Genomic DNA, 25982 nt, shown 5'->3' on the forward strand with positions numbered 1-25982 from the left:
GTTTACACTTCCGATACCTGTTTCATTTCTTCCCATTCTTCCCGGGTAATCAGGCACTTACGGGGCTTGCTGCCGTCCTTGGCCGCCACAATCCCCCGTTCCTCCATCTCGTCCGTCAGCCGGCCGGCCCGGGCATATCCGATCTTCAGCCGCCGCTGCAGGGTGCTGGTGGAGATCTGTCCGTCAGCGATGGCGTATTCCACCGCCTGTTCAAACAGGCTGCCGTCGCTGCCGCCCATGTCGGCCGTTCCGCCGATCATGTCCGCGCCGGGCGCGTCATTGTTTGCGCCGTTCGCAATCTGCTCCAGCTTCTCCAGGATGTCGGGATCATACGTGCTCGGGTTCGCGTCCCGCACATGCGTCACGATCCGGTTGACTTCCTCGTCGCTCAGGAAACAGCCCTGCACCCGCGTCGGGGCAAAGGAACCCGTGGGCAGGTACAGCATGTCGCCCCAGCCCAGCAGCTGTTCGGAGCCGTTCCGGTCCAGGATCGTCCGGCTGTCCACATAGCTCGCGGTCTTGAAGGCGATCCGGCTCGGGATGTTTGCCTTGATCAGGCCGGTGATAACGTCCACGGACGGACGCTGCGTTGCCACGATCAGGTGGATGCCCGCCGCGCGCGCCAGCTGCGTCAGCCGGCAGATATATTCTTCCACGTCCTTCTTGCAGACCATCATCAGGTCCGCCAGCTCGTCGATGATGATTACGATCCGGCTCATGGGCTTCTCATGCTCGCCCAGCACCGCGTTGTATCCGTCCAGGTTGCGGACCTTGCGCTCCGCGAACTTGTCGTACCGCTCCATCATCTCCGCCACCGCCCAGGCCAGCGCGGCCGCGGCCTTGTGCGGATCGTTCACCACCGGGATCAGCAGGTGCGGAATACCGTTATAGCACTGCAGTTCGACCACCTTGGGGTCCACCAGGATCATCCGCACCTCGTCCGGGCTTGCCCGGTACAGCAAGCTGTTGATAATCGCGTTGATGCACACGGATTTACCGCTGCCGGTCTGGCCGGCAATCAGCATATGCGGCATCTTGGCCAGGTCGCACACGATCGGCGTTCCGGCAATATCCTTGCCCAGCGCCACCGTCAGCAGGGACTTGGCGTTCTGCATCTTCTCGCTCGAGAGCACCTCGCGCAGGGTAACGGTTGCCACCTTCCGGTTCGGCACTTCCACGCCGACCAGGCTCTTGCCGGGAATCGGCGCTTCAATCCGGATGGACGTCGCTTCCATATTATAAGCGATATCCTTCTCCAGCTCCGCCACCTTGTTGACCTTCGTGCCCGATGCCAGCTCCAGCTCAAAGCGGGAGATCGCGGGGCCGTGGGTCACGTTCACCACGCGCGCCTGTACCTTGAAGCTGGCCAGGGTTTCCTCCAGCTTCCGGGAGCGCATGAAATCCTCTTCGGCGGTATTTCCTTCTGGGGGTTTCGGCAGCGCCAGGTCGGTAATCGGCGGATAGTTGTACGGCGTGGGCATCCAGATTTCTTCTTCCGGCTCTTCCGCCTCATCCCGCGGCGGCAGCTTCAGCGTCGGCTTGTAAGCCTGCTCCCCGATCGTCTGGGGTTTCGCCCCCGGTACCGGTGTCGCCGTTGCCGGTGCGGCGGTCCGCGCCGCGCGCGGCGTACGCGCCGTCTCCTCCGCGGGTTTTTCCGCGGGCCGCTGCTCCGGCATATCCATCGGTACCTGTGCCGGTGCCGCAGCGGGTTTCTTTTCCGCCGCCGGCTGCGGCCGCCGGTAATTGTCCATGTTTTCGGGCGCCGTCCGGATCTTCGCCGGCTGCGGCTTCTTCACCCTTTCGGCCGCCTCGGCTTCCGCTTCTTCCGTCACCGTGTTCCACAGGGTTTCCGGCTTCGTGATCGGTGTATCCGTCACGGTGCGCCGTGCCGGTTTTTCCGTTGTCTTCTGCGCATGGCGGATGGCTGCCGCGGCAGCGGCCGCGGTGCTCTGGGTATCAACCAGTCCGTCGTATTCCTCTTCCTTCCTGCCGAAAATCCGGCTGATGCGCGGGCGTTCCGCCTTTGCGGGACTGCCTTCATCCTTCCGGCCGAAAATCCGGCTCTGGTGACCCGCCTGATTGCCCGCCGCCTGGCGGTTGGTCAGCTGCTCCTGCCAGGCTTCCACGCCGGTATTGCCCGGGTACGCTCCGGGCTGCATGCCCGGCTGCGCATTCTGCGGATGCTCTCCGCCCGCCTGCGGCCAGGCATTCTGCTGTACGGCATAGGCCGTCTGGGCCTGCTGCTGTTCAATAATCCGGCGCTGCTGCTCCTGCTGCCACGCGGCCTGCTGTTGCTGCTGGATGGCCTGTTGCTGCTGCCATGCCAGCTGCTGCTGTTCCGCCTGCATCTGCGCCTGCTGCCGCTGATCGCGGAGTTTTCCCGCCCCGCCGGTCACCAGGTCTTTGATCCGAACGGGCGTCAGGTTCACCATCATCAGCAGGCAGAAAAGCGTCGCCAGGAAGATGATCACGATGGCCAGGGCCGGTCCCAGCGGTTTCCACAGCGGCCAGCCGAGCAGTACGCCCAGCGCCCCGCCGCCGGATCCGGTCATGGAGCAGTCATAGAATGCCTTGCCGATCACCCCGTCGTAGGTCTTTCCCTGCCGGTCCAGCGCTTCCATGCCGCCCGGGCTGATCAGCATAATAAAGGTACAGATCCCCAGAAAGCTCAGGAGCGCAAACACCCACGGGCGCACCGGCGCCTGCCGCTGCGCGGACCAGATCACCAGTCCGCCGCCCCACACAAGCAGGATCGGCAGCACCGCCGCCAGGCTGCCGCATATTCCGCGGCAGATCCGGCTCAGCCCGCCGAACACTTCGCCCTGCATCCGCAGCACCACCGCCATAAACACCATCACGCCCAGCGCGATCAGCGCAAGGCCGCCCATATACCGCAGGGCAATGGTATCCGCCGAATATGCAGGTGCCTGTTTCCTCCTGGTGCCCTTCTGAGCCATGTTTTCCTCCGTCTTTCGTTACTCGGTCAGCACAATGCTGCTTAAAATCCCGTCCCCGTTACAGTACAGGCGCAGCTGGTAATTACCGCAGTTATAGTAATCGCAGGCGCCCGGTTCCATCCGGTTCGCCTCCGCCTTGTCCGCGTCCAGTTCGGTCTCCGCGTCCGGTTCGCCCAGCGCTGTGCGCCAGTCTTCCCGCGCGGTTTCCCCGATGCACAGGCCCCAGGCGCATCCACGGTCCATCCGGATTCCCTGCACAATACTGTCGTCCCATTTCTCGCTCAGGAAATCCGTCATCAGGAACACGTTCCGGAAGCACGCGCCTTCCAGGGCAAACAGCCTTCCGCCTTCATACACGTCCGGATCCGTCAGCATGTGGTAATGATCCGTCAGCGCCTTCAGCCCTTCCCCGATTTCCACCGGGATATCCGGCAGCCGGCCGCTTTCCGCCATTTCCCGGATCCGTTCCGCGCTTTCATCGTCCAGCGTCATCATTTCCGCCGCGCCGATCCGCGCCGGAATGCCGTCTTCCCCGTCATCCAGGTATCCCCGGATTTCGTTCCAGCCGATTTTCACCGCTCCCGCCCGGTCCCGCAGGGTGCTCAGCCGGTTCACGGGATACAGCAGCGTCAGGCCGGTCCGTTCCAGCCGGAATCCGTCCGGCAGGGGCGTCAGCTCGCTGTTGGCCAGGTGGGCGCTCAGCTCCGGCGCCACTTCAAAGTCCAGGTATTCCTCCAGCGCCGCCCGGGCCGTCTCCCCGTCCGCAAACAGCTCGTCCAGGGTAATCTCATGCCCGTCGCGCAGGTCGATGTTGGTCCATGTCCACCGGTGGGTACTCCGGCTGTCCGCCAGCGCGCCTTCCGCGGAGACAACACAGCTGATCACATCGCCCAGCACTGCGCCTTCCCATGTGGTTTCAATCCGCAGGGTCTCTTCGGAAATCAGCGTCATCATCCGTCCCAGGTACGTATCCGTATCCAGGCCGGCTTTCATCTTTTCATCCACGGCTTCCCGCAGGGTTTCATCCGCGATGCCGTCCGCGGCGGGATAGCGGACCACGCTGCTGCCCAGCGCCAGGGACATCTCGGTCAGCGACACATCGTCCGCCAGGGCCGGTCCGGCCGCCAGCGAAAGGATCGCCGCCACGCACAGGATCTTCCGTATGCATTCACGAATCCGCATATCATAGCCCTCCGTAACTATATATTGTACATCGTTTTCCTTTTGAGGGCAACCCGTGCCCGTCTCCGGGCGTTTGACAGGTGTTTTTTCCCCCGTTATAATAACGGAACAGACCCATGCCCGCCTTCCGCGCGGCAGCGTTTTTCACGAATACAGCCCCGGTCCGGCCGGATGAAAGGAGGATGCCGTGAAAGCCCCGAAAAAGGTCGTCACCCTGGTGCTCCGGATTATCTCCGGCATCCTTACGGCCATACTCTTTGCCGCGGTATGCTTTGTGCTGGTTATGGCGCATCCCAAACCGGACAAGGAAAAGACCGGTGCTCCCCAGCCGCTGCTCACCGCTTCTCCTGCTCTGGCGGTTTCTTCCATGGCTGATATGAAGCCGCTTGTCCAGTCTTTTCCCGTGCCGGTCATGACGTTCCTCGATACCGCCGGCATGACGTTCGACTGCGCCTCTTCCGAGGACGCGGCCCTTCCCGACGGTACCGGACGGATCGCGTCCATCTGGTGGAAAACCGAAGACGGCGAAGAAGTGATCCTCCGGAGCATCTATCCGGCGGACGCCTGGTCCCTTCTGGAGGGCGGATACCATTTCAGCAATACCGGTGGACCGATGCTCTTCGGTTCCCAGTCTGTCCGAATGGAAAAAGCCGATACCGTGCGGATCCATGCCGCAGCCGATACCGGCCTGTATGTCATGATTGTCCCGAAATCCCTGGCTTCGAAGGTCGCCGCGCTCAGCCGCTCCCTTCAGCTTGTCTCCTATCCGGATTGATTCCCTTCGTTTTTACTGCCCGGCCCGCACCAGCATCCGGGTCACCGTCAGGATATCCCGGTGCTTCACTTTCCGGGGTTCAAAGCAGAGCAGGTTGTAAATCACCTGCATCACCAGCCCCGCGCCGAAGGCGCTGATCAGTGTTCCGATTCCGACTGGCCCGCCCAGCAGCCATCCTGCCAGCAGAACAGTCACCCACAGCATCATTCCCACAACCCCGATCGGAACCTTCGGCAGCCGTTTCCCGAGGCCGACCAGCAGTGAATCCCGCGGGCCGCAGCACTGCTCCCCGCGCATATAGATCCACATTCCAAGCGCCATAAACACAAATCCCGCAAGCATGATCCCGATTCCGAGGATCATGCTTTTGTTTTCCGGCAGCGAATCCACGTCATTGAACATCTGCACGAAATTTCCGGTCAGCAGCGCGTCGATCACCGTGCCGTATCCGATCCGTTCCTTCAGCAGCAGGTCAATCCCCAGGATGATCACCGACATCACCGTCATCGCCAGCCCGTAATTCAGCGGTGTATGATTCGCAACACCCATTCCCAGGCAATCCCATGGCGCCAGCCCGATATTGGCCTTGATTGTCAGATGCACCCCCAGGGAAAACACCAGCAGCCCCAGCACAATCCGGATCCACTGCCGGATAATCTTTTTCCTGTCCACAGTCGTTTCTTCCATTTCCATAACCCGAAATTCACATCATTTCCAACAATTTGACGAAATCCATTATACTGTAACCCTTCTGATTCGCAACTGCCTGAACAGAACAAGGACAAGTAAATCTCATTTGTTGCGAAACAATGTAATTAAGTTCGAAGGAGCCTGTGCTCCCCAGGGGGAAGGAGCTGAACGTCAGCACAGTGTGCTGTCGGCGCAGCCGAAGTGAAGCGAGTTCCTCAACCGAAAGGGAGGGCAAAGCGCGCTCCAAGCGCTTTGAACGACCATTGAGGGTGCGAAACGGGCGAAGAAGAGCCCTACAGGCGGACGAAGTACGCCCAAATCGTAACATTGTTACGATTTGCTGGGGAGCACAAAAAAGCCTGATCTTTCGATCAGGCTTTAGTGCTCCCCAGGTAGGGCTCGAACCTACAACCCTTCGGTTAACAGCCGAATGCTCTGCCATTGAGCTACTGAGGAATATTGGAATCCGGCGGCGACCTACTCTCCCGGACCGTTACCAGTCAAGTACCATCGGCACTGAAGGGCTTAACTTCTGTGTTCGGTATGGGAACAGGTGGGACCCCTTCGTCATTGCCACCGGAAATGGTGAGCTATTTATTTCCGCACCCTGACAACTGCACAGCTTTCAGATTCAAGTTTTGCCTTTTACCAATTTGTCTCAAGATCACGCGTAAAATCAAGCCCTCGACCTATTAGTATCATCAAGCTCCATGCGTTACCGCACTTCCACCGATGACCTATCTACCCGGTCGTCTTCCGGGGGTCTTACTTGCTTGCGCAATGGGAGTCTTATTCTTGAGGTGGGCTTCACGCTTAGATGCCTTCAGCGTTTATCCCATCCGCATTTCGCTTCCCTGCTGTGCCGTTGGCACGACAACAGTTGCACCAGTGATGCGTCCATTCCGGTCCTCTCGTACTAGGAACAGCTCCTCTCATGACTCCTACGCCCACGATGGATAGGGACCGAACTGTCTCACGACGTTCTGAACCCAGCTCGCGTGCCGCTTTAATTGGCGAACAGCCAAACCCTTGGGACCTGCTTCAGCCCCAGGATGCGACGAGCCGACATCGAGGTGCCAAACCTCCCCGTCGATGTGGACTCTTGGGGGAGATCAGCCTGTTATCCCCGAGGTAGCTTTTATCCGTTAAGCGACGGCTTTTCCACTCAATACCGCCGGATCACTAAGCCCGACTTTCGTCTCTGCTCGAATTGTCACTCTCGCAGTCAGGCACCCTTCTGCCTTTGCACTCTTCGAATGATTTCCATCCATTCTGAGGGTACCTTTGGGCGCCTCCGTTACTCTTTCGGAGGCGACCGCCCCAGTCAAACTGTCCACCTGACACTGTCCATTACCCGGTTTACGGGTCCATGTTAGAATTCCAGTAACAGAAGAGTGGTATCCCAACGCCGGCTCCTCCAAAACCGAAGTCCTGGGCTCTCAGCCTCCCACCTATCCTGTGCATCCGTTACCGAAATCCAATATCAGGCTACAGTAAAGCTCTACGGGGTCTTTCCGTCCAGTCGCGGGTAATGGGCATCTTCACCCATACTTCAATTTCACCGGGCCCCCTGTTGAGACAGCGCTCAAATCGTTACACCATTCGTGCGGGTCGGAACTTACCCGACAAGGAATTTCGCTACCTTAGGACCGTTATAGTTACGGCCGCCGTTTACTGGGGCTTCGGTTCGATGCTTCGATTGCTCTAACATGTTCCCTTAACCTTCCAGCACCGGGCAGGTGTCAGCACCTATACGTCAGATCTCTCTTTCGCAGATACCTGTGTTTTTGCTAAACAGTCGCTTGAGCCTATTCTCTGCGGCCACTCTCGTGGCACCCCTTATCCCGAAGTTACGGGGTCATTTTGCCGAGTTCCTTAACAAGGGTTCTCCCGTTCGTCTCAGGATTCTCTCCTCGCCCACCTGCGTCGGTTTCCGGTACGGGTACCTTCTGATATACTAGCAGCTTTTCTCGCCAGCGTGAACTCACCTGCTTCCCTACTTAATTTCGGTCCACATCACACCTCAGCTTAAAGGGGAGCGTACTTCACTACTTCCCAACCTAGGTGCTTGTACGGAGTTGACCATCACCCCGCTCAGGCTATCCTTCTGTGTCACTGCTTCATTCTTCGGTAGTGCAGGAATATACACCTGCTGTCCATCGCCTACGACCGCTGTCCTCGGCTTAGGTCCCGACTTACCCTGGGTGGATGAACCTTCCCCAGGAAACCTTGGGCTTTCGACGGCGAAGTTTCTCGCTTCGCTCTCGCTACTTATACCGGCATTCTCTCTTGTATGCGGTCCACCGTGCCTTTCGATACGGCTTCAGCCTGCATACAATGCTCCTCTACCACGCGCTTGCGCGCATCCATCGCTTCGGTGTCACGTTTTAGCCCCGGACATTTTCGGCGCACAACCACTCGACCAGTGAGCTATTACGCACTCTTTAAATGTGTGGCTGCTTCTGAGCCAACATCCTGGTTGTCTGTGCAATTCCACATCCTTCTCCACTTAACGTGTACTTTGGGACCTTAGCGGTTGATCTGGGGTGTTCCCCTTTTGCCCGCGGAACTTATCTCTCGCGGACTGACTCCCATGGTCTGCATTATATGGTATTCGCAGTTTGATAGAGTTTGGTAGGATTTGAGTCCCCGCGCCCATTCAGTGCTCTACCCCCATTAATTACTCCATGAGGCTAGCCCTAAAGCTATTTCGAGGAGAACCAGCTATCTCCGGGTTCGATTGGAATTTCTCCCCTATCCACAGCTCATCCCCGCCTTTTTCAACAGACGTCTGGTTCGGTCCTCCATGGGATTTTACTCCCACTTCAACCTGGCCATGGATAGGTCACCCGGTTTCGGGTCTACGTCATGCAACTATCGCCCTGTTCAAACTCGCTTTCGCTTCGGCTCCGAACCTTCAGTTCTTAACCTCGCTGCATAACGTAACTCGCCGGTCCGTTCTACAAAAAGTACGAGATCGTACATCGCGTGTACTTTCTCTGCTTGTAAACACAGGGTTTCAGGTTCTCTTTCACTCCCCTCCCGGGGTTCTTTTCACCTTTCCCTCACGGTACTATGCGCTATCGGTCACCATATCGTATTTAGGCTTGGATGGTGGTCCACCCTGCTTCCCGCCGGATTCCTCGTGCCCTGCGGTACTCTGGTTTCAGCTGGCCGTCTGATCTTTTCGCGTACGGGGCTGTTACCCCCTCTGGCTGAGCTTTCCATCTCTCTTCCGCTAAGATCTCGCGTGCGTGTTGCTGACCCACAACCCCGGGGAGCATGCTCCCCGGTTTGGCCTCTTTCCCGTTCGCTCGCCGCTACTTAGGAAATCATTATTTATTTTCTCTTCCTGCGGGTACTTAGATGTTTCAGTTCCCCGCGTGCCCTCCGGTAAGACTATGGATTCATCTTACGGTGACAGCCTCTTCGACTGCCGGGTTTCCCCATTCGGATGTCTACGGATCAATGCCTGCTTGCGGCTCCCCGTAGCTTATCGCAGCTTGCCACGTCCTTCGTCGGCGTATGGTGCCAGGGCATCCACCCTGTGCTCTTTGTAGCTTGATTTTTTCGTCGCTGATCCTGAGACCAATTGTTTTGTGAAAATTTACATTTTCCTTACCTCAGCAGGTCTCCCTGCTGATGCAACTGGCCTTTCCTGAATCTTTCTTCGCTGTGCAGTTGTCAAGGTGCGCTTGCCGCATTCCCGGAAAGGGAATGGGTGTGGGTCGCAGTGGACTCGAACCACCGACCTCCCGCTTATCAGGCGGGTGCTCTAACCGACTGAGCTAGCGACCCACGTGAGTGGAGATTAGCGGGATCGAACCGCTGACCTCCTGCTTGCAAGGCAGGCGCTCTCCCAGCTGAGCTAAACCCCCCACATATTCGGCACTGTATAATGCCCGCGGCTCGGCGAGCCTTGAAAACGATACAGAGTTCAAACGCGTTAAGGTCAACAGCTTAGATGCTGCAGACATCGTTGTGTCCGCATAATCACGCTTGGCGTGTATTTTTTATAAATGAAAGATTTCTCTTTCATATCGACCTCGGTTTCGGCGTCCGCCTTTCGGCTTCCGCTTTCTCTCCCTAGAAAGGAGGTGATCCAGCCGCACCTTCCGATACGGCTACCTTGTTACGACTTCACCCCAGTCATTGGTCTTGCCTTAGGCGGCTGGCTCCTTGCGGTTACCTCACCGACTTTGGGCACTCCCAACTCCCATGGTGTGACGGGCGGTGTGTACAAGGCCCGGGAACGTATTCACCGCGGCATGCTGATCCGCGATTACTAGCAACTCCGACTTCATGTGGGCGGGTTGCAGCCCACAATCCGAACTGGGACCACTTTTTTGAGATCCGCTCCCCCTCGCAGGTTCGCTCCTCTCTGTGGTGGCCATTGTAGCACGTGTGTAGCCCAGGTCATAAGGGGCATGATGATTTGACGTCGTCCCCACCTTCCTCCGAGTTGTCCCCGGCAGTCTCTTCAGAGTCCTCGTCTTTACACGTTAGTAACTGAAAATAAGGGTTGCGCTCGTTGCGGGACTTAACCCAACATCTCACGACACGAGCTGACGACAACCATGCACCACCTGTCTCAGTATGAGCAAGCTCACGATGCATCTCTGCAAGTTTTACTGGATGTCAAGACCTGGTAAGGTTCTTCGCGTTGCGTCGAATTAAACCACATGCTCCGCTGCTTGTGCGGGCCCCCGTCAATTCCTTTGAGTTTCAACCTTGCGGCCGTACTCCCCAGGCGGAATGCTTATTGTGTTAACTGCGGCACAGAAGGGGTCGATACCCCCTACACCTAGCATTCATCGTTTACAGTGTGGACTACCAGGGTATCTAATCCTGTTTGCTCCCCACACTTTCGCGCCTCAGCGTCAGTTACAGTCCAGTAAGTCGCCTTCGCCACTGGTGTTCCTCCCAATCTCTACGCATTTCACCGCTACACTGGGAATTCCACTTACCTCTCCTGCACTCAAGCCCGACAGTATCCAAAGCAATTCCCATCTTAAAACAGGACTTTCACTCCAGACTTACCGGGCCGCCTACGCGCCCTTTACGCCCAATCATTCCGGACAACGCTCGCCCCCTACGTATTACCGCGGCTGCTGGCACGTAGTTAGCCGGGGCTTCCTCCTTGGCTACCGTCTCTTACTCTTCACCAAGGACAGAGGTTTACGATCCGAAAACCTTCTTCCCTCACGCGGCGTTGCTGGGTCAGGGTTTCCCCCATTGCCCAATATTCCCCACTGCTGCCTCCCGTAGGAGTTTGGGCCGTGTCTCAGTCCCAATGTGGCCGATCACCCTCTCAGGTCGGCTACCGATCGTCGACTTGGTGGGCCGTTACCTCACCAACTATCTAATCGGACGCGAGCCCACCCTTCACCGGATTGCTCCTTTGACCCCTTCGGGATGTCCCGTTGTGGTCTTATGCGGTATTAGTACAACTTTCGCTGTGTTATCCCCCTGTGAAGGACAGGTTGCTCACGCGTTACTCACCCGTCCGCCGCTAGAACATACATCTTCACATCCATCCGAAAACTTCCGATCCGGCGCATGTCCCCGCTCGACTTGCATGTGTTAGGCACGCCGCCAGCGTTCGTCCTGAGCCAGGATCAAACTCTTCCGTTTAATCCTTAACATCTCTCGATGCTAAACTCTTTGGAATCTTCGCTGTCTTCTCTGTGCATCTCTGCACAGTTCCTTTTGTTTGCGCGTTTCTTTCTCTGTATCGTTTTCAAGGTTCGCTTCGCTCTTCCGGGGATTATCTCCCGCAGGCGAGCTTGACTAATATACCAAACCCTCCCCCCTTTGTCAAGCACTTTTTCACTGTTTTTTTGAGAAAAAAAGAGGCCTTCAGGCAAGGAATTTCCTTGCTTCGGCCTCCCGGTCAACATGTGGGGCCCCCTGCGGAATCCCCCTCCCAATATTTAGTGGAACGTTCAGTTGGTTTCTTCCGGAATAATATTTCAAAAATCCGGAAAAAGCAACGGAAATCCGGCAGTTCAGTCCGGCGCAGTATACTTCCGGGCTTTCTTTACCAGCGTATCCAGATCCGGTGTCAGCAGCCCCACATCTGCTTTCCCGTCCGGGTGCAGGACAACCGCTTCCGTAACCTCCTGATTAAATCCAACAGTAAAACCATATGTCCTGCGAGCGGATTCCGGAACCGGAATTTTCATAATCACCGCTAGGTTTTCCATGCTGATTACCGTTGCCTGCTGTTCCAGGCCGGAAAGCGTGATAAGATGCTTCCCATCTTCGGAAAACTGCAGCAGCTGGCACATCGCCCCGGTATCCAGCGTCCCCATACATTCCCCGGTCTTCAGGTCATACAGCGACAGGTTCTCCACATATGTACCCAGTACAAGCACATCCCCGTATATGGCGGCACACAGCCGATCATAATTGGTTCCCGGAATCGTCATTACCGGTTCAGGACCTTCCTTTGCGCGGAAGATATCCACATCCTGCCCCCGGATCAGCGCCTGCCATTCCCCGTCCGGGGAAATATAGATGAAGTTACCCATAATGCCGCGGGTCGGATAAATAAGGTACTCCTCATCATTGAAGAAATACACCAGTCCCGGTTCCTCCCGCTCAACTGTAACCATATGGCCGTTCTCATCAAAGTATCCGAAACTGCTCCAGTTCCAATTGCCCATCAGCGGATAATATAAGGTTGTTGAATAAATATCGTCCGGATTATAGCTTTCACGTTGTTCTACGACCACATGCGGCAGTGCGTTTTCATCATCCGATGGGACCAGATTGATCTGGCATCCGCCGGAACGCAGGGGCATTACCAAACGGCCTGCTGCCATGTCAAACCCATAGGATTCCCGCGATTCCCCGGAATCATAGAGTATGGTTTTGCTGCTGATCGTGTAAATCTGCACCTGCCCGTGGGAGGCAATCAGAGTATCATTGTCCGCAAATGCCAGGCCGTAAATCGTATTTGAATTGTTAAATCCATCTTTCCACACCACTTCTCCGGTAGTCGTATCATACACGGTAAAACCACTGGTTCCATGACCCGATGCCAGCAGCTTCCCATCCGGGGAAAGAACACCGCCGTATTCACTCCGCAGGGCCTCCTCCGCAGTATCCCACCTGAGATAGACGTACGCGTCTTCTCCCGTATAGCGGAAATAAGGTCCTTCGTCCGTTACGTCCAGGAAAATATTGAAGAGGCTTCCTTCAGCCGTCCGGAGGATGGTTCCGTTTTCCAGGTCCACCATCCAGATCTTTTCCCCATTCGTCCATGCGCCGCGCCGGCCGGCCCGATGGATCACCACTTCATCGAATGTACCGCCCGACAGAATGATCCCTTCCAATATTTTCAGCTCTTTGCTGAACGGATCAAACAGCCCGACCGCTTTATCTTCTGTCCGTATTACCGGAATCCGGTTGTTCACCGTGAGTTTTCCGGCAGAAATCACCCAGCCCTCGGGGATTGCTTCCCTGACCAGCTCTGTTCCGTCTTCGCTGTTATAAAGGATGATTTCCGTATCTCCTTCAACACCCTGGCAGATATACCGGCAGTCCGGGGAAAACGCGGATGCCCAGTACCGGCCAAAGTTTCGGATGGAATATAGTTTCTCTCCGGTCACGGTATTGTAAACCGGCAGGCTGCTATCCGCCTGGTGGAATGTTACCAACATTCCGTCATTACTTATGGAAGCGCTTCCATGAACAACCCCGTTGTCCTTCAGGGTGCCCAGCTGCATACCTGCATCCGGATAAATTGCTGCCTCGATTGCCGCCGCAATGGATGTATCATACCGGGTATCAAAAATCCGGCTCCCGTCATAGGCCTGCAGCGCATAGGTAAGGCCTCCCATCAGGTCACCGCCCCTGGTTGCCTGAACCGACTTCTCAATCAGCAGCTCCGTGGCGTTGCGGGCTGTCGCGTTGCGCTCCTCGGTCAGCAGCCGATTCTGGTACAAGGCATAGATGGCAAAGCCGAGCACCACCGCCAGGACGCATGAAACCAGGGCCAGGCCCCGCCGAAGTGCCTGTTCCTTCTCCCTCTTTTTCAGGTCGTTAAAGTTCAGGTTCAGCATGCGGGCGATAATCCGCAGCTTTTCCGTCTTCAGCTGTTTTTTCAGGTTCCCGCGTACATCCGCCGCCAGCGGCTCCACTTCTTTGGTCTCTTCTTCCGCATCCTCATGTGTGATCTGCGGTGGATAGCTATCCTTCGGTTCCCCGGAAATCAGTACCGGGATAATATGGTCCTTCCGGCCCAGGCTGATGAAATAGTCAATCTCCCGCAGGCACCAGGTGGAACCCGGCAGGTCCGGAGAGCAGATCACGATCAGCCATTCGCTTTCCTGCAGTGCTTTTTCAATGCTGGCTCCCAGGTCATCCGCCAGCGGAAGCTCGTCCTGGTCCCGGAAGCAGCGGTTCAGTTTCTTTACGCCGGTCTTTTTGCGGATATCCCCCGGGATCCGGTAGGTTTCCAGCGCCCGCTGGACAGCCTTTGCCGCTTCAATGTCCGCCGGCAGATGGCGGTAACTGATGAATGCGCTGTAGGTGTAAGCCATGCTTCCACTCCTCCCGTACCCTCAGATGTTCAGCTCCGGTGCGTTGTCCCGCTGGTAGGAACTCCAGTTGCCGTTCTCGGTCAGTTCCTCCCGTGCCAGCAGCTCCATCAGTTCCTCCGTCTGGCCGAACTGCTCCATCTGGGCCCCCACCGTCCGGAAGAGCGCTTCCATCTTCCGGTGGTCCGCCTTTTTCCGCTCCAGGCTCATCTTGCCGTAATAGCTGGCCAGGAAAAGCGTCCCCAACGATACCGTGCCCAGCAGGATCTTGAAAACCATCCGCCAGGTTTCAATATTCCGCACCGGAAGGGGCGGGTGCGGGGTCAGCCCGCCGCACAGCAGCTCAAACAGGATCCCGCCGAAGTACAACACCACCGCGCAGATTCCGGCCAGGTGCAGCAGCCGGTCATTCCGCATGCTCTTCCCTTCCGTCCGCTGTCCGGCTTTCTCATGGTACATCCGCTGCTTTTCCACCCAGCAGTCCCGGATGTCCCGGATCTGTTCCGGCGCCTTCCCGGCATTCAGCGCGCACATGGCGCACAGAATCCACGGGGTTTCCTGCTGCTCGGTCCAGGTCATGATCCGCTGCGTCTCGGTCCGGCTTCCCGCGTACCGCAGGAAAAGCTGCACCCGGAGCGCCTCTGCCAGCATCCGGTACTCAATATACCTCCGGTGCTGGTCCGACCGTTTGGCCCGGTTCAGGGTCACCATCGCGGCCAGCAGGGCGATTCCGCAGAGAAGGATCATCCAGGTCAGGTTTGCTTCATCATATAAGAGAAACGTCAGCGCGACCGCGGTGCCCAGCACCGCCAGGATTCCCATTGTCCGCCGGTATCTCCGGGCAAACAGCAGGCTCAGGCTGTCCGCCGCCTGCATTACCGCTTCCTGCTTTTTCATCACCGGATCCGCGCTTTCCGTTTCCGGCAGCAGGCTTTCCCCGCCTTCCGGCGCCGTTTCCGCCAGCCGGTTGAACTCCTCGGTTCGCTTCAGGATTTCTTCCAGTTCTTTCCAGCCGCCCAGCACATTCACGGTTCCGGTGTCCGGATCCGCGCTTCCTTCGCGGGGGGTCAGCACATGGATCACCGCCAGGTTCTCCGCCCTCCGGCACGCCATTCCCCGCTGCGGCTTCCAGGCTCCCCGCAGCGCCGCATCCACCATGGCGGCCGTCCCGCAGTCCGACTGGTTTTCGGTTTTTCCGTCCCATAAAGCCAGCAGGATATGGCTGTGCTCCGTGATATAGAGCCCGGCCTGCCGGAACAGGGCATCCCGGTCCTTTTCTTCCGCTTCTCCTGCTTCCGCGGGTATGGTGATGACCGACTGGGCCCGTTCCAGCTGCCAGCGCAGCCGGGCCAGTTCCTTCGGCTCAAAATCCTTTTCATATACCGCCTGTTCCATCGGGAGAACCGCCCGCAGCGAAACCCCTACCTCCTCCGCCGCTTCCGCGCAAAGCAGGTCCGCGCCCTGGGCCAGGGAGCACAGCATCACCATCGGCGTATGCGGGCAGCGGGTTCGGAGCTTGGTCAGCTCCCGCTTCACCGCATCCCGCAGCGCAAGGGTATCCCGCATCCGTGGATTCAGGTGCCCGGTGATTCCGATTGTCAGCGGTATCTTCTTTTCGTTCATATGCTCCCGTCCCATCTCTCCGGCGTTGCGGCGTTCTGTCACTTCAGTCGGTAAATGCGGACTCCGTCATATTTTTTCAGCAGCCGCAGCAGGCTGTTGAAAGGCAGGGAATCCTTCCCCTGCACCTCCGGCGGCAGGGTGGAATAATGCTTCAGGATTTTCTCGTCACTGCTTCCCGCCGGCAGGGTATTCCAGTGCATGCGCAGCTGCTCCCGCAGGTCGGCTTTTACGCTGTCATCCGCGCCGGGAATCAGCGTTTCATATCGGTCCCCGGCGCTCCAGCCCATCATCTCATGGTCCCGCACCCAGCGCAGGTGCTCCAGCGGCGCGATGGCTTCGGCCATCTCCGGGGTAAACCGGCCCAGCATCTCATAGTCCACCGGCTGGTCCGTATAGAAGCAGCCGATTGCGTTCAGGTGCCGGTCAAAAGCCCGGACCTGGTTGATATTGCTGATTTTGTATTCCAGTGAAAGGCTGTTGAAATCCTTCTCCATCTTTTCCGGGGAAACGCTGCTGGTCCGGCCGCTGTACAGGTAGCGGCTGTGCAGCGCCACCGCGAAATTATAAATATGAAGGAAATTGCTCGTGGAAAGATAGGTATGCTTTTCCCGGTAATCCGCCCTGCGCGTCATGCAGGAAACCGTCAGCGGGCATTTCTCCAGGTCCACAATCTGCCGGATATCCCGGGTAAAGCGCTGTCCCTTCTCCGCCATGTCACTGTAAGCCTTCAGCCGCGGCATGGTTTTGGGGTTTCCGTCTTCCTTTTCCCACGTATCGTACAGCTTTTCATATGCCCGGATCTTGTCCTGCTCTGCTTGGTCATAATAATACTTTGCGCGGATTTTCTGACCGGCGAAGGAGAAATCCACAGCCATCGGATGCAGCTCATCCCGGGAATTCCGCCCGTATGCCGTCCGGTCCCAGCACTGCAGCTCATCGCAGAGCATCAGCAGCCAGGCCAGCGGATGCAGCTCCGCCTTCAGCGGCGCCTTCAGGTCGTCGGTTTTGTAGCCGACGATTGCGAACTTGAACAGGCTGTTGTGCAGCATGATGGCCGACAGCGCGTCAATATGGTACTTTTCGATTTTTTCCGCCTTCAGGATCCTGGCGAGCTCCTGGAACAGCCGCCCGGCGCTGAAGAACGCATGGTCCATATAGTAGTTGTTTTCCTCCGGACTTCCTGCCTTACTGCGGATTCTCCGGTCCATCTCCGCTTCCGTAAATCCATAGGCGGCTCCCAGCTTTTCGGTGATCACGGCCGCCAGCAGCTCCGTCACATCCCCGAAGGCACGGTTGTGATACAGCGTTTTCAGCTTTTCCCGTTCCGCATCCTCAATCCGGATCAGCGGATAAACATTCCGGTAGGCGATATATACGCTCTCCGGCCCGCGCTTTTTCCGGTCCACCTCGAAGTAGGCCAGGATTTGTTCAAAGGGAATCTCGAACGGATATCCGACGTCATGGAACAGTGCCGTCAGTCCCCAGTATTCCAGGAATGCACAGGCGCTCGCGTGTCCCCGGCCTTCGTCCGCAAATCCGTAGTACCGGCTGAACACCTGCCGAAACCATGCGTTCGTCTCATAGATCGCCAGCCCCAGTGCAAAAACATACACCGAGTGGGAGTAATGGTCCCGGTGGCTCATCAGCAGGGAGGATGCGTTGGATTCAAACTCGGAAAGCAGCTCCACCATGGACTGGCTCTTTCCACCCTCCCCGATGAACATCTCGATGAACGCGTAATACACCGTATAGGCGTCCTCCGCCACGCCGGAGTCAATGAACTTCGCCATTTCATTTTTCAGGCACAGCCGGTCCAGGTCCATCTGCATGTTGTACGGGATCTGCCCGGGCCGCAGGCTTCTTCCGGAATACTTCCGTTCTGTCCGCTCCGTTTTTTCCTTTTCCGTGTCATGGCGGAGCCCGGTGCAGCGCCTGTCCAGGAAGCGCAGCACGGCGCTCTTCAGGTCCATGCCCCGCGCTTCCCCGTCAAAAGACGCCGGAAGGAACGGCCCCAGGTCCTCCCCGAAGCGTTTCCGGTTCTGTCTGCGCATTTTTTCAATTGCCGTATAACTCATGCAATATCCCTCCCGGGGTTTTCATGATGGTTGTTGCTGTGTCCGGTTTTCGTTTGGGTTATTATATCATACTGTTTGAATGCTTGTCATCTGCCCGTTTTCCGTTTATGGACAAGCGGGCCTTTCCCTGTTAGAATTGACCCGGAAATCATTTGCGGAAACAGCGGAAAGGCGGGATCCCTCTGCAGAAGAATGATATCTTCCCCATGCGGGCGGAAAACCTGGGTGCGGATATGGAAGGCGTATGCCGCCATGAAGGCATGACGGTCTTTGTTCCCGGCCTGCTGCCGGGTGAAGAAACGGATGTGCGCATCGTCAAGGTGGAAAAGCGCTATGCCTTCGGGCGGATGGAGCGCCTGCCGGCCGTTCCCTCACCAGACCGGAAGGATCCGGACTGTCCCGCGTTCCCCCGCTGCGGTGGCTGCTCCTGCCGCCACATGCGCTATGAAGCCACCCTTACAGCCAAGCAGCGCCAAGTCGAAGACTGCTTCCGCCGGATCGGCGGCATGGAGGTGGAAGTCCTTCCGCCGCTGGGAATGGAGAATCCCCGCGCCTACCGGAACAAGACCGCGCTGCCGCTGGGCGGAACCGCCGCGGCTCCGGTGCTCGGCTTCTATGCACCCCGGAGCCATTCGGTCATCCCAATCGAAAACTGCCCGAATGCCATGGCGCCCTCGGATGAAATCGCCGCCCGCTTTCGGTCCTGGATGAAACGTTTTTCCATCGCCCCCTATGATGAGACCACCCACCGCGGGCTGGTCCGCCACCTGATGGTCCGCGTCAGCCGCGCCGGGGAATGTATGGTCACCGTCGTCATCAACGGACCGTCCCTGCCGCACGAGCAGGAGCTGGCCGAAGCCCTGAAGCCGCTGGGCGTCGTCAGCCTGTTTGCAAATATCAACACCGCCCGGAACAACGTCATCCTGTCCGACCGTTTCCAGATTATATATGGAAGCGAAACACTTTCCGATACCCTCTGCGGGCTGGAATTCCGGCTTTCCCCGGGCGCCTTCTTCCAGGTCAACCCGTCCCAGACGGAAAAGCTGTATGAAACCGCCCTGCGCTTCGCCAGCCTGACCCCGGAGGATACGCTGTGCGATGTCTACTGCGGCGCCGGAACTATCACCCTGATGATGGCCCCGTACTGCCGCTCTGCCGTCGGAATTGAAGTCGTCCCGGCTGCGGTGGAGAACGCCCGGGAGAACGCAAAGCGGAACGGAATCCCGAACGCCGAATTCCACGCCGGCAAGGCGGAGGAGCTGCTGCCCCGCATGGTCCGGGACGGCCTCCGCTGCAATGTGATCGTTGTGGATCCGCCGCGGAAGGGGCTGGAACCGGAAGTCATCCGGGCAATTGCCGAAGCCGGTCCTGACCGGGTCGTCTATGTCTCCTGCAATGTCGCGACCCAGGCGCGGGATGCCGCGTTCTTCCGGGAAGCCGGATATAACGTGCAGAAGGTCCAGCCGGTCGATATGTTCTGCTGGACCTCCGGAATCGAGTCCGTCGCATTGTTCTCCCGGGATGAAAAAAAACACTGCCGGCTGGCAGGGAAGGACAGGCTGTATGAAGATAATCGACCATGTGGAAAAGCAGGACCAGACGATTGATTTTTCCAAGGTGACTGCCTGCGGGGAATGCTGCACGGGCTGTTCGAAAAAGCTCGCCGGGGAATGCCCCGGATGCCTGGAGGCGGACGGGGTCGTTCCGGAATGGGCCGGCTCCGGCCGGTGTAAAATCCACACGTGTGCCCGAGACCACGGGGTGCAGTTCTGCAGCCTGTGCAAAGAATTCCCCTGCAGCCGGATTCCGGACCTGATTCCGTGGAATCCCGATATCATTCCCTACCTGATGTACATGCGGGATGAATATAAACGGTACAATCCGTAATTCTTTGGTGCCGGACAGATGGAGGAACAGCGTGAAAACACTGTATGTTTCAGATCTGGACAAAACGCTGATGCGGAGCGACAAATCGCTTTCGCCGTATACGGTCTCAACGCTGAACCGGCTGATCCGGAAGGGCGTCCTGTTTACATATGCCACCGCCCGCTCCATCCAGAGCGCAAAAGAAATCACCGGCGGGCTGGAAATGACCCTGCCGGCCGTCATCCGGAACGGCACCACCCTGGCGGACAACACCACCGGAAAGCTGCTGTGGAAGGCGGTTTTTTCGGCGGAAGAAATGGAAATTCTCATGACCCGGCTGCCGGAGCTGGGCCCGTGCGGGTTTGTATCCACCTACTTCGGGGATGATATGTTGAAGCTCTGCCTGGAGGGAGAACATTCCCCCGGCATGCAGGCTTATATGGAGGAGCACCGGAACGATCCCCGGTTTGCCGCGGTCGGCACCCTGCGGGAAATGTTCGCGGGGAGTCCCGGATATGTCACCCTGGTCGACCGAAAGGAAAACCTGGAATCCGCCTGTGCGCGGATGAAGGAATACCGGGGCTGGGAAGTCGTTTTCCAGCAGGATGCCTACAGCCCGGATTACTGGCTGGAGATCTGCCCCGACAACAGCACCAAAGCCAAAGCCCTCCTCCGCCTGAAGGCGGAGATCGGTGCGGACCGGCTGGTCGTGTTCGGGGATTCCGTCAACGACCTGCCGATGTTCGCCGCCGCGGATGAGGCATATGCCGTATCCAACGCCATCGATGAAGTCAAAGCGGCGGCCACGGGCATCATCGGCAGCAATGATGAGGACAGTGTGGCGCGTTTCATTGCCCGCGCGGAAGGGATCGGCGACTGAAGCAATCCGGGAAAACCGAAGCTGTCATAAAAAGATCCGGCCGACAATCCTGTCGGCCGGACCTTTTTGTCCCGGTTGGGTCATTTTCCTACATGGTAATTTCCTTTTTGCCGCTGATCTTGAAGAACAAGGCAAGGGCGATAATCGTGGAGAAGGTCAGGATAGCGGAGATTGCCGATGCCACACCGTCATTTCCGCGGATAACCTGGCTGTAGATTTCCAGCGTCATGGTTTTCGTGCTGGGATTGTACAGGATAATCGATGTGGACAGCTCGGTAATGATCATGATCCAGCTGAGGATCGCGCCGGAAATCACACCGGGCATCATCATCGGGGTGGTAATCCGGAAGAACGTCTTGGTTGGACCGGTGCCCAGGCTCACCGCAGCTTCCTCAATGCTTGGGGAGATATTCCGGAGGATGGCCGCCGAGGAGCGGATCGTATAGGGCAGGCGCCGGATGGTGTAGCTCAGGATCATGATGAACATGCCGCCGGCCAGCAGGAGCGGGCGCTTGTTGAACGCGGTCAGCAGCGCGATGCCCAGGATGGATCCGGCCACGGTTTCCGGGAACATGCTCATCACGTCCACCGTCGCGTTGAAAACGTTCCTGCGCCGTACCACCAGGTATGCGATCATGCACGCGATCACCACAATCACGACAATCGAGATGGTGGACATCAGGTAGGTCATCCAGATGGAATTGCTCACGGTGTCGAAGGCCTCCACATAGCTCTTCAGCGAGAATCCCGGGGCAAACATCCGGCCGTTGGTATTCCGGAAGGAATTGAAGATCACCAGGCACTGGGGCATGATCGCGATGCCGACCATGATGTAGCAGTACAGGTGGGCCAGCACGTTCCGGACGCCTTTGGCCTTGTGTGCTTCCACCGGATGCAGGGCGCTGATGGAGAATACCTTCCGGTTGGCAATGTATTTCTGGAGCAGGAATACGCCGGTCGTAATGACGATGGCGATAATGGAGATCGCCGCCGCCAGGTTTTCCGATCCGCCCAGCTCGCTGAAGAATTCCTTGTATACCAGCACCGGCAGGGTAATGTAATTTTCACCGATCAGCATCGGCGTGCCGTAATCGGCAAACGCCCGCATGAACACCAGCAGGGCGCCGGCCAGCAGCGTCGGCAGCATCAGCGGCAGGACCACCTTGAACACCTTGCGGATCCCCGCGCAGCCTAGGCTTTCGCTGGCTTCGATCAGGCTGTTGTCCATACTCTTGAAGGCGCCGGAAATGAACATGAACACCAGGCTGTACAGCTGGAAGCTCATGACAATGACACAGCCTTTAAATCCGTAAATATCCCCCAGCTGGATTCCAATCTGCGCCAGCAGGTTGGTCACAATTCCGTTTCTGCCGCACAGCTGGATCCAGGCGTATGCGCCGATAAACGGTGCGGACATGGACGATACGAGGATCAGGATCTGCAGGACTCCGGCTCCCCGGATCTTCATCGTCGACATGATATAGGCCATGGGGGTCGCGATGAGGACCGATACCAGCGTCACCACGGCCGAAATCAGCAGCGAATGCCAGATAGCGTTGCTGTAATAGGCCTTGCTGAATATCTTTTCATACATTTCAAATGACAGCTGCCCCTCGCTGTTCAGCAGCGCCTGGCGCAGCAGCATATACAGGGGATAGATCAGGAAAACCAGGTAGAATATGATCGCCAGGACGGTAATCATCGGCCAGACGTCATGGGAGATCAGCAGGAACGCGCCTCCCAGCACCGCCAGGACACCGATGATCATCAGGACGTACCGCAGGGGCATCACGGTTTTGTCAAAGCCGGTCACCTTCTGCAGCTGTTCCAGCACAGTATTCTTGGCCCGGCCGGAAGCCGTCAGGTTCCTGCCCCGGTAATCCTCCTCCGTCAGTTCGGGAGCCGGCGTTTTCCCGGTGGCATAATCAATCCACTCCCCGTCTGACAGGTTCGTTTTCCGGGCGTAGTAATCCGCCTGGCTCTTTCCCATCAGTCCGCAGGCCGCCATCACGATGCCGAGCACCAGCAGCAGGATGCCGACAAGCATAATGCCGGTTTTCCGCGGACGGATCGCATTACGCGTGCGCATCGTCGATGACTCCTTTCGTCAGGCTCTTTTCGCCGTCGGTGGTGTAGATGTTGATTTTTTCCTTTTCGAATCCCAGGCTGATTTCCGTCCCGTTGGGGATAATGTTCGAAATGGAGCTCTTCTCCGTGATTTCAACGGTTTCGCCGTTGAACAGCTCCACAAAATACGTGGTCATCAGTCCCAGGAAGATGCTGGATTTCACGGTGGCGGTTACGCCGGGCATGCCTTTCTCCTGGATGATAAACTCTTCGGGGCGGACCGATACCTTCACGTCCTGCGTTCCGTTAACCCCTTCAAAGTTGTCGTATTCCATCGTATAGCCATTCCCGAAGGTCAGCGTTCCCGCCGCGCCGTCCGCCGTCGCGCTGAGCGTGTTGCTGTGCCCGATGAAGTTGGCGACAAACAGGTTCGAGGGCCGCTGGTAAATGGATTTCGGCGTGGATACGTGCTGGATCACGCCGAAGTTCATTACGGCGATCCGGTCGGATACCGCCATCGCCTCTTCCTGGTCGTGCGTCACGTAAATGGTTGTAATCCCGACGTCATTCTGGATCTGCTTGATGGCGTTGCGCATCTCGATCCGCAGCTTCGCGTCCAGGTTGGAAAGCGGTTCGTCCATCAGCAGCAGGTTCGGGCGGATGACGATGGCGCGAGCCAGGGCCACGCGCTGCTGCTGGCCGCCGGACAGCCGTTCCGGCAGGCGGGAAGCATACTCGGTGATCTTGACAGTCTCCAGGATTTCATTTACACGCGCGTTGATCTCATCCTTGGGCAGCTTCCGGTTTTTCAGGCCGAATTCCACATTCTGCCGCACCGTCATATGCGGGAAAACCGCATAATTCTGGAAAACCATGCCGATGTTCCGCTTGGCCGGGGCAATATCGTTGATCACCTGGGAATCAAAGGAAATCGTTCCGCCTTCAATGGTGTTGAAGCCGGCAACCATCCGGAGAAGCGTCGTCTTCCCGCAGCCGGAAGGGCCCAGCAGCGTAAAGAATTCCCCCTCCTTCACGTCCAGGCTCAGGTCGGGAATAATCGTATTGTTCCCGTATTTTTTTACCACATGGTCAAAATGAATCCCAACGCTCATCTGTAAACAATCCTTTCCGATTTACTGGTCTCCGGTATGCTTCCTCCATAAACAGCCGGTGCGCAACCGGAAACCCCGATTGCGCACCGCCGGATACCGGGATGATTACTTGTTGATAATATCCGCCACGCGGGTCTTCAGTTCAGCGGTATGCGCGATCACATATTCGCTGTCTTCATAGGCCAGGAAGATGTCCGCCAGGGGCGTCATGTCTTCGTTGGTGTATTCCACGGGACGAATATTGCGGCTGGTGGTCTTCTCCGCCAGGAACTTCTGTGCTTCTTCGGAGAGCATGAAGTCGATGAACGCCATGGCCTCATCCACGTGCTTCGAGTTCTTCGGGATACCGATCTGGGCGGGCAGGAACACGGTGCCTTCCACCGGATATACGATATGGACGTTCTCCGCGCCGTCCTTGATCATGGTGACGCAGGGATCCTCATAGGTCAGGCCCACGGCGTATTCACCGTTGATAACTCCCTTGTATACCGCGGAGGAGCCGGAGGTCAGCTTCACATCCTGGCCCTTCAGCAGGTCTTCCGTATACTTCCAGGCAGCGTCGCTCTCATACTTCTCCGCCGCGGTCTCGCCTTCGCCCATCACCAGCAGCCAGTTGGTCAGCTGGCAGAAAGCGGAAGAGGAAGCGGAAGGATCGGCGGAAACGATCTTGCCCTTCAGTTCGGGCTGGAGCAGGTCGGCATAGCCCTTGACCTCGATGCCCAGCTCGCCCAGCAGCTTGTCGTTCACCAGCAGCACGCTGCCGTCCACAGTATAGTTGGTGCAGAAGCCCAGCTTGTTGCGGTATGCTTCCATCAGGTAATCATCTTCCGGGGAATAGTATTCCTGGAACAGGTCGGCGTTGGCAACATAGTTGGCCAGGCTGCCGCCGTACATCAGGTCGAAAGAGCAGTATTCCTGTTCCTTTTCCGCCTTGATACGGGCCATGCAGTCGCCGGTGCCCAGGGATTCGGAATTGATCTTGATCCCGGTCGCATCTTCAAACAGGGGATAGATAGAGCGCAGGCCGTCACTGTTCGGGGTGCAGATATTCAGGACGCGTTCGCCTTCCGCGAAAACAGCCGAAACGCTCAGCACCATTGCCAGAACGAGAAAAATGGAAATAAATTTCTTCATGGGGAAGCCCCTCCTTTGAATGAATATTTCGGACCTCGCTGTCCGTTTTCTTTGCTTTCATTTTACACCTTTTTTGCAAAAAAACAATCGCCGGTTTCGGCAGGGGCTGTATACAGCCGCTGCAAATCCGGACTATTTTCCGCCGGCTGTCCGGATCGGCCGGTTCCAGCCGGAATCCGCTGCCATTCCGGAAGGAATACCGCCGGTTTTGGGGGCAAAACACGAATATTATGGAACTTTTCAGAATGTTTTGCCGGTTCTCCGTGTCCCGCAGCATCACGGTTTCCGGATTTGCCGTTTGTCCCGATTGCCGCTATACTGTTGCCAAAGCAGGGGATAACAGGAGGGAATCCGGCCATGATCATTCATCCCATTCCGCCGGTATTTGACCGCAGTTCACGGGTCCTGGTGCTCGGCAGCTTTCCGTCGGTCAAATCCCGGGAAGCGAATTTCTTCTATGGTCACCCGCAGAACCGGTTCTGGAAGGTGGCCGCCGCCGTCTTCGGCGAAGTGCCTCCGGTCACCGTAGGGGAAAAGAAAGCGTTCCTGCTCCGGAACCGTATCGCCGTATGGGATGTCATCCGTTCCTGCGATATCACCGGTTCTTCGGATGCCAGCATCCGGAATGTAGTTCCGAACGACTTGTCCGTGATCCTTTCCGCGGCGGATATCCGGGCGGTATTCGTCAACGGGAAAACCGCGTACCGGTATTATCAGCGGTATACGGAGCCGCAGACCGGCCGTCCGGCGGTCTGCCTGCCGTCCACCAGCCCCGCCAACGCGGCGTGGAGCGTGGAGCGGCTGGCGGAAGCCTGGAAAGTCATCCGGGACCTGTAAACCTTTTTTGGGGGATCTTCACGGCAAACGGGAAAACCGTTTGCCGTTTTTCTGTCCGGCAGGGAATTTCCGGCACAATCGTAAAGGTTTGCATTTTTGCGCGCATATCCGAAAATGTATGGTTGTTTCCACTCAACTTATAAGCTGTTAATTGGCTGTTTTGGCCATGTTTTTCCCTGTTTTTGCCAAAAAGCGTCTTGACAATGCGCATCTGTTGCCATATCATGATATTGCAATC

16 protein-coding genes, 3 tRNA genes and 3 rRNA genes are annotated in these 25982 nt (G+C 57.3%); 5 read left to right on the top strand and 17 right to left on the bottom strand.

What is annotated here, in order from left to right; all coding sequences use genetic code 11:
• Window positions 1-2: 2 nt before the first annotated feature.
• Entirely contained in the window at window positions 3-2957 is a 2955-nt protein-coding gene (locus JNO48_06990) for a DUF87 domain-containing protein (GenBank protein ID QTE69631.1), read from the bottom strand.
• Window positions 2958-2975: 18 nt separating this feature from the next.
• The gene (locus JNO48_06995; GenBank protein ID QTE69632.1) at window positions 2976-4139 is read right to left on the bottom strand and encodes a hypothetical protein; all 1164 of its coding nucleotides are present in this window, start codon (window positions 4137-4139) and stop codon (window positions 2976-2978) included.
• Window positions 4140-4326: 187 nt separating this feature from the next.
• Here JNO48_06995 and JNO48_07000 point away from each other — a divergent pair, with 187 nt between their 5' ends.
• Entirely contained in the window at window positions 4327-4914 is a 588-nt protein-coding gene (locus JNO48_07000; GenBank protein ID QTE69633.1) for a hypothetical protein, read from the top strand.
• Between the two features lie 12 nt (window positions 4915-4926).
• On the opposite strand, the gene JNO48_07005 is transcribed toward JNO48_07000, so the two are convergent.
• From JNO48_07005 to JNO48_07050, 10 genes are all read right to left on the bottom strand, one after another.
• Window positions 4927-5607, bottom strand: a complete 681-nt coding sequence (locus tag JNO48_07005; GenBank protein QTE69634.1) for a hypothetical protein — start codon at window positions 5605-5607, stop codon at window positions 4927-4929.
• 381 nt (window positions 5608-5988) lie between these two features.
• Window positions 5989-6060: transfer RNA gene (locus JNO48_07010), tRNA-Asn, on the bottom strand.
• A gap of 8 nt (window positions 6061-6068) precedes the next feature.
• Window positions 6069-6185: ribosomal RNA gene (rrf, locus tag JNO48_07015) — 5S ribosomal RNA — on the bottom strand.
• A 91-nt stretch (window positions 6186-6276) separates the two neighbouring features.
• A 23S ribosomal RNA gene (locus JNO48_07020) occupies window positions 6277-9171 on the bottom strand.
• 157 nt (window positions 9172-9328) lie between these two features.
• Window positions 9329-9402: transfer RNA gene (locus JNO48_07025), tRNA-Ile, on the bottom strand.
• A 7-nt stretch (window positions 9403-9409) separates the two neighbouring features.
• A tRNA-Ala gene (locus tag JNO48_07030) sits at window positions 9410-9482 on the bottom strand.
• 212 nt (window positions 9483-9694) lie between these two features.
• A 16S ribosomal RNA gene (locus tag JNO48_07035) occupies window positions 9695-11238 on the bottom strand.
• Together the 16S, 23S and 5S rRNA genes with 3 tRNA genes alongside form the textbook arrangement of a ribosomal RNA operon.
• A 374-nt stretch (window positions 11239-11612) precedes the next feature.
• Entirely contained in the window at window positions 11613-14153 is a 2541-nt protein-coding gene (locus JNO48_07040; protein ID QTE66982.1) for a TIR domain-containing protein, read from the bottom strand.
• Between the two features lie 21 nt (window positions 14154-14174).
• Window positions 14175-15773, bottom strand: coding sequence for a hypothetical protein (locus JNO48_07045; GenBank protein ID QTE66983.1), 1599 nt, complete (start codon window positions 15771-15773; stop codon window positions 14175-14177).
• A gap of 38 nt (window positions 15774-15811) precedes the next feature.
• Window positions 15812-17848 (bottom strand): hypothetical protein, encoded by a 2037-nt coding sequence (locus JNO48_07050; protein QTE66984.1) that lies wholly within the window; start codon window positions 17846-17848, stop codon window positions 15812-15814.
• A gap of 152 nt (window positions 17849-18000) precedes the next feature.
• On the opposite strand from JNO48_07050, the gene rlmD reads away from it, so the two are divergent.
• The 3 genes from rlmD to JNO48_07065 are packed head-to-tail and all read left to right on the top strand — an operon-like array spanning window position 18001 to window position 20594.
• Window positions 18001-19455: a 23S rRNA (uracil(1939)-C(5))-methyltransferase RlmD gene (gene rlmD, locus JNO48_07055; GenBank protein ID QTE66985.1), complete on the top strand. Its 1455-nt coding sequence runs from the start codon at window positions 18001-18003 to the stop codon at window positions 19453-19455.
• Complete coding sequence (locus tag JNO48_07060) at window positions 19412-19735, top strand: DUF3795 domain-containing protein (protein ID QTE66986.1); 324 nt, start codon at window positions 19412-19414, stop codon at window positions 19733-19735. The genes rlmD and JNO48_07060 overlap by 44 nt, the downstream gene beginning before the upstream one ends.
• Window positions 19736-19766: 31 nt before the next feature.
• Window positions 19767-20594 carry an HAD-IIB family hydrolase gene (locus JNO48_07065; GenBank protein QTE66987.1) on the top strand — a complete coding sequence of 276 codons (828 nt, stop codon included), beginning with the start codon at window positions 19767-19769 and terminating at the stop codon, window positions 20592-20594.
• A gap of 88 nt (window positions 20595-20682) precedes the next feature.
• Here the strand turns inward: JNO48_07065 and JNO48_07070 are convergent, their stop codons facing one another.
• The 4 genes from JNO48_07070 to JNO48_07085 all read right to left on the bottom strand — a co-directional run bounded on the left by JNO48_07070 (window position 20683) and on the right by JNO48_07085 (window position 25272).
• Entirely contained in the window at window positions 20683-22362 is a 1680-nt protein-coding gene (locus JNO48_07070) for an iron ABC transporter permease (protein ID QTE69703.1), read from the bottom strand.
• Window positions 22363-22669: 307 nt separating this feature from the next.
• Window positions 22670-23773, bottom strand: a complete 1104-nt coding sequence (locus JNO48_07075; protein QTE66988.1) for an ABC transporter ATP-binding protein — start codon at window positions 23771-23773, stop codon at window positions 22670-22672.
• A 105-nt stretch (window positions 23774-23878) separates the two neighbouring features.
• Window positions 23879-24907 carry an extracellular solute-binding protein gene (locus JNO48_07080; protein QTE66989.1) on the bottom strand — a complete coding sequence of 343 codons (1029 nt, stop codon included), beginning with the start codon at window positions 24905-24907 and terminating at the stop codon, window positions 23879-23881.
• Window positions 24908-24969: 62 nt separating this feature from the next.
• Window positions 24970-25272, bottom strand: coding sequence for a hypothetical protein (locus JNO48_07085; protein ID QTE66990.1), 303 nt, complete (start codon window positions 25270-25272; stop codon window positions 24970-24972).
• Between JNO48_07085 and JNO48_07090 the strand changes: the two genes are divergently transcribed.
• Complete coding sequence (locus JNO48_07090) at window positions 25265-25744, top strand: DNA-deoxyinosine glycosylase (GenBank protein ID QTE66991.1); 480 nt, start codon at window positions 25265-25267, stop codon at window positions 25742-25744. The two genes, JNO48_07085 and JNO48_07090, sit on opposite strands and share 8 nt — an antisense overlap.
• Here JNO48_07090 and JNO48_07095 read toward each other — a convergent pair.
• Window positions 25728-25955 (bottom strand): hypothetical protein, encoded by a 228-nt coding sequence (locus tag JNO48_07095; protein QTE66992.1) that lies wholly within the window; start codon window positions 25953-25955, stop codon window positions 25728-25730. The two genes, JNO48_07090 and JNO48_07095, sit on opposite strands and share 17 nt — an antisense overlap.
• Window positions 25956-25982: the final 27 nt, after the last annotated feature.

Source organism: Clostridiales bacterium, assembly GCA_017569285.1.
Lineage (GTDB): Bacteria > Bacillota > Clostridia > Christensenellales > Aristaeellaceae > Aristaeella.

Excerpts from the sequence above, each read along its gene's own strand:
- JNO48_07045 (QTE66983.1), bottom strand. The coding sequence starts at position 15,773 with ATGAACGAAAAGAAGATACCGCTGACAATCGGAATCACCGGGCACCTG.
- JNO48_07080 (QTE66989.1), bottom strand. The coding sequence starts at position 24,907 with ATGAAGAAATTTATTTCCATTTTTCTCGTTCTGGCAATGGTGCTGAGC.
- JNO48_07050 (QTE66984.1), bottom strand. The coding sequence starts at position 17,848 with ATGAGTTATACGGCAATTGAAAAAATGCGCAGACAGAACCGGAAACGC.
- JNO48_06990 (QTE69631.1), bottom strand. The coding sequence starts at position 2,957 with ATGGCTCAGAAGGGCACCAGGAGGAAACAGGCACCTGCATATTCGGCG.
- JNO48_07070 (QTE69703.1), bottom strand. The coding sequence starts at position 22,362 with ATGATCATCGGTGTCCTGGCGGTGCTGGGAGGCGCGTTCCTGCTGATC.
- JNO48_07095 (QTE66992.1), bottom strand. The coding sequence starts at position 25,955 with ATGCGCATTGTCAAGACGCTTTTTGGCAAAAACAGGGAAAAACATGGC.
- JNO48_07060 (QTE66986.1), top strand. The coding sequence starts at position 19,412 with ATGAAGATAATCGACCATGTGGAAAAGCAGGACCAGACGATTGATTTT.
- JNO48_06995 (QTE69632.1), bottom strand. The coding sequence starts at position 4,139 with ATGCGGATTCGTGAATGCATACGGAAGATCCTGTGCGTGGCGGCGATC.
- JNO48_07090 (QTE66991.1), top strand. The coding sequence starts at position 25,265 with ATGATCATTCATCCCATTCCGCCGGTATTTGACCGCAGTTCACGGGTC.
- JNO48_07075 (QTE66988.1), bottom strand. The coding sequence starts at position 23,773 with ATGAGCGTTGGGATTCATTTTGACCATGTGGTAAAAAAATACGGGAAC.
- JNO48_07040 (QTE66982.1), bottom strand. The coding sequence starts at position 14,153 with ATGGCTTACACCTACAGCGCATTCATCAGTTACCGCCATCTGCCGGCG.
- JNO48_07005 (QTE69634.1), bottom strand. The coding sequence starts at position 5,607 with ATGGAAATGGAAGAAACGACTGTGGACAGGAAAAAGATTATCCGGCAG.
- JNO48_07085 (QTE66990.1), bottom strand. The coding sequence starts at position 25,272 with ATGATCATGGCCGGATTCCCTCCTGTTATCCCCTGCTTTGGCAACAGT.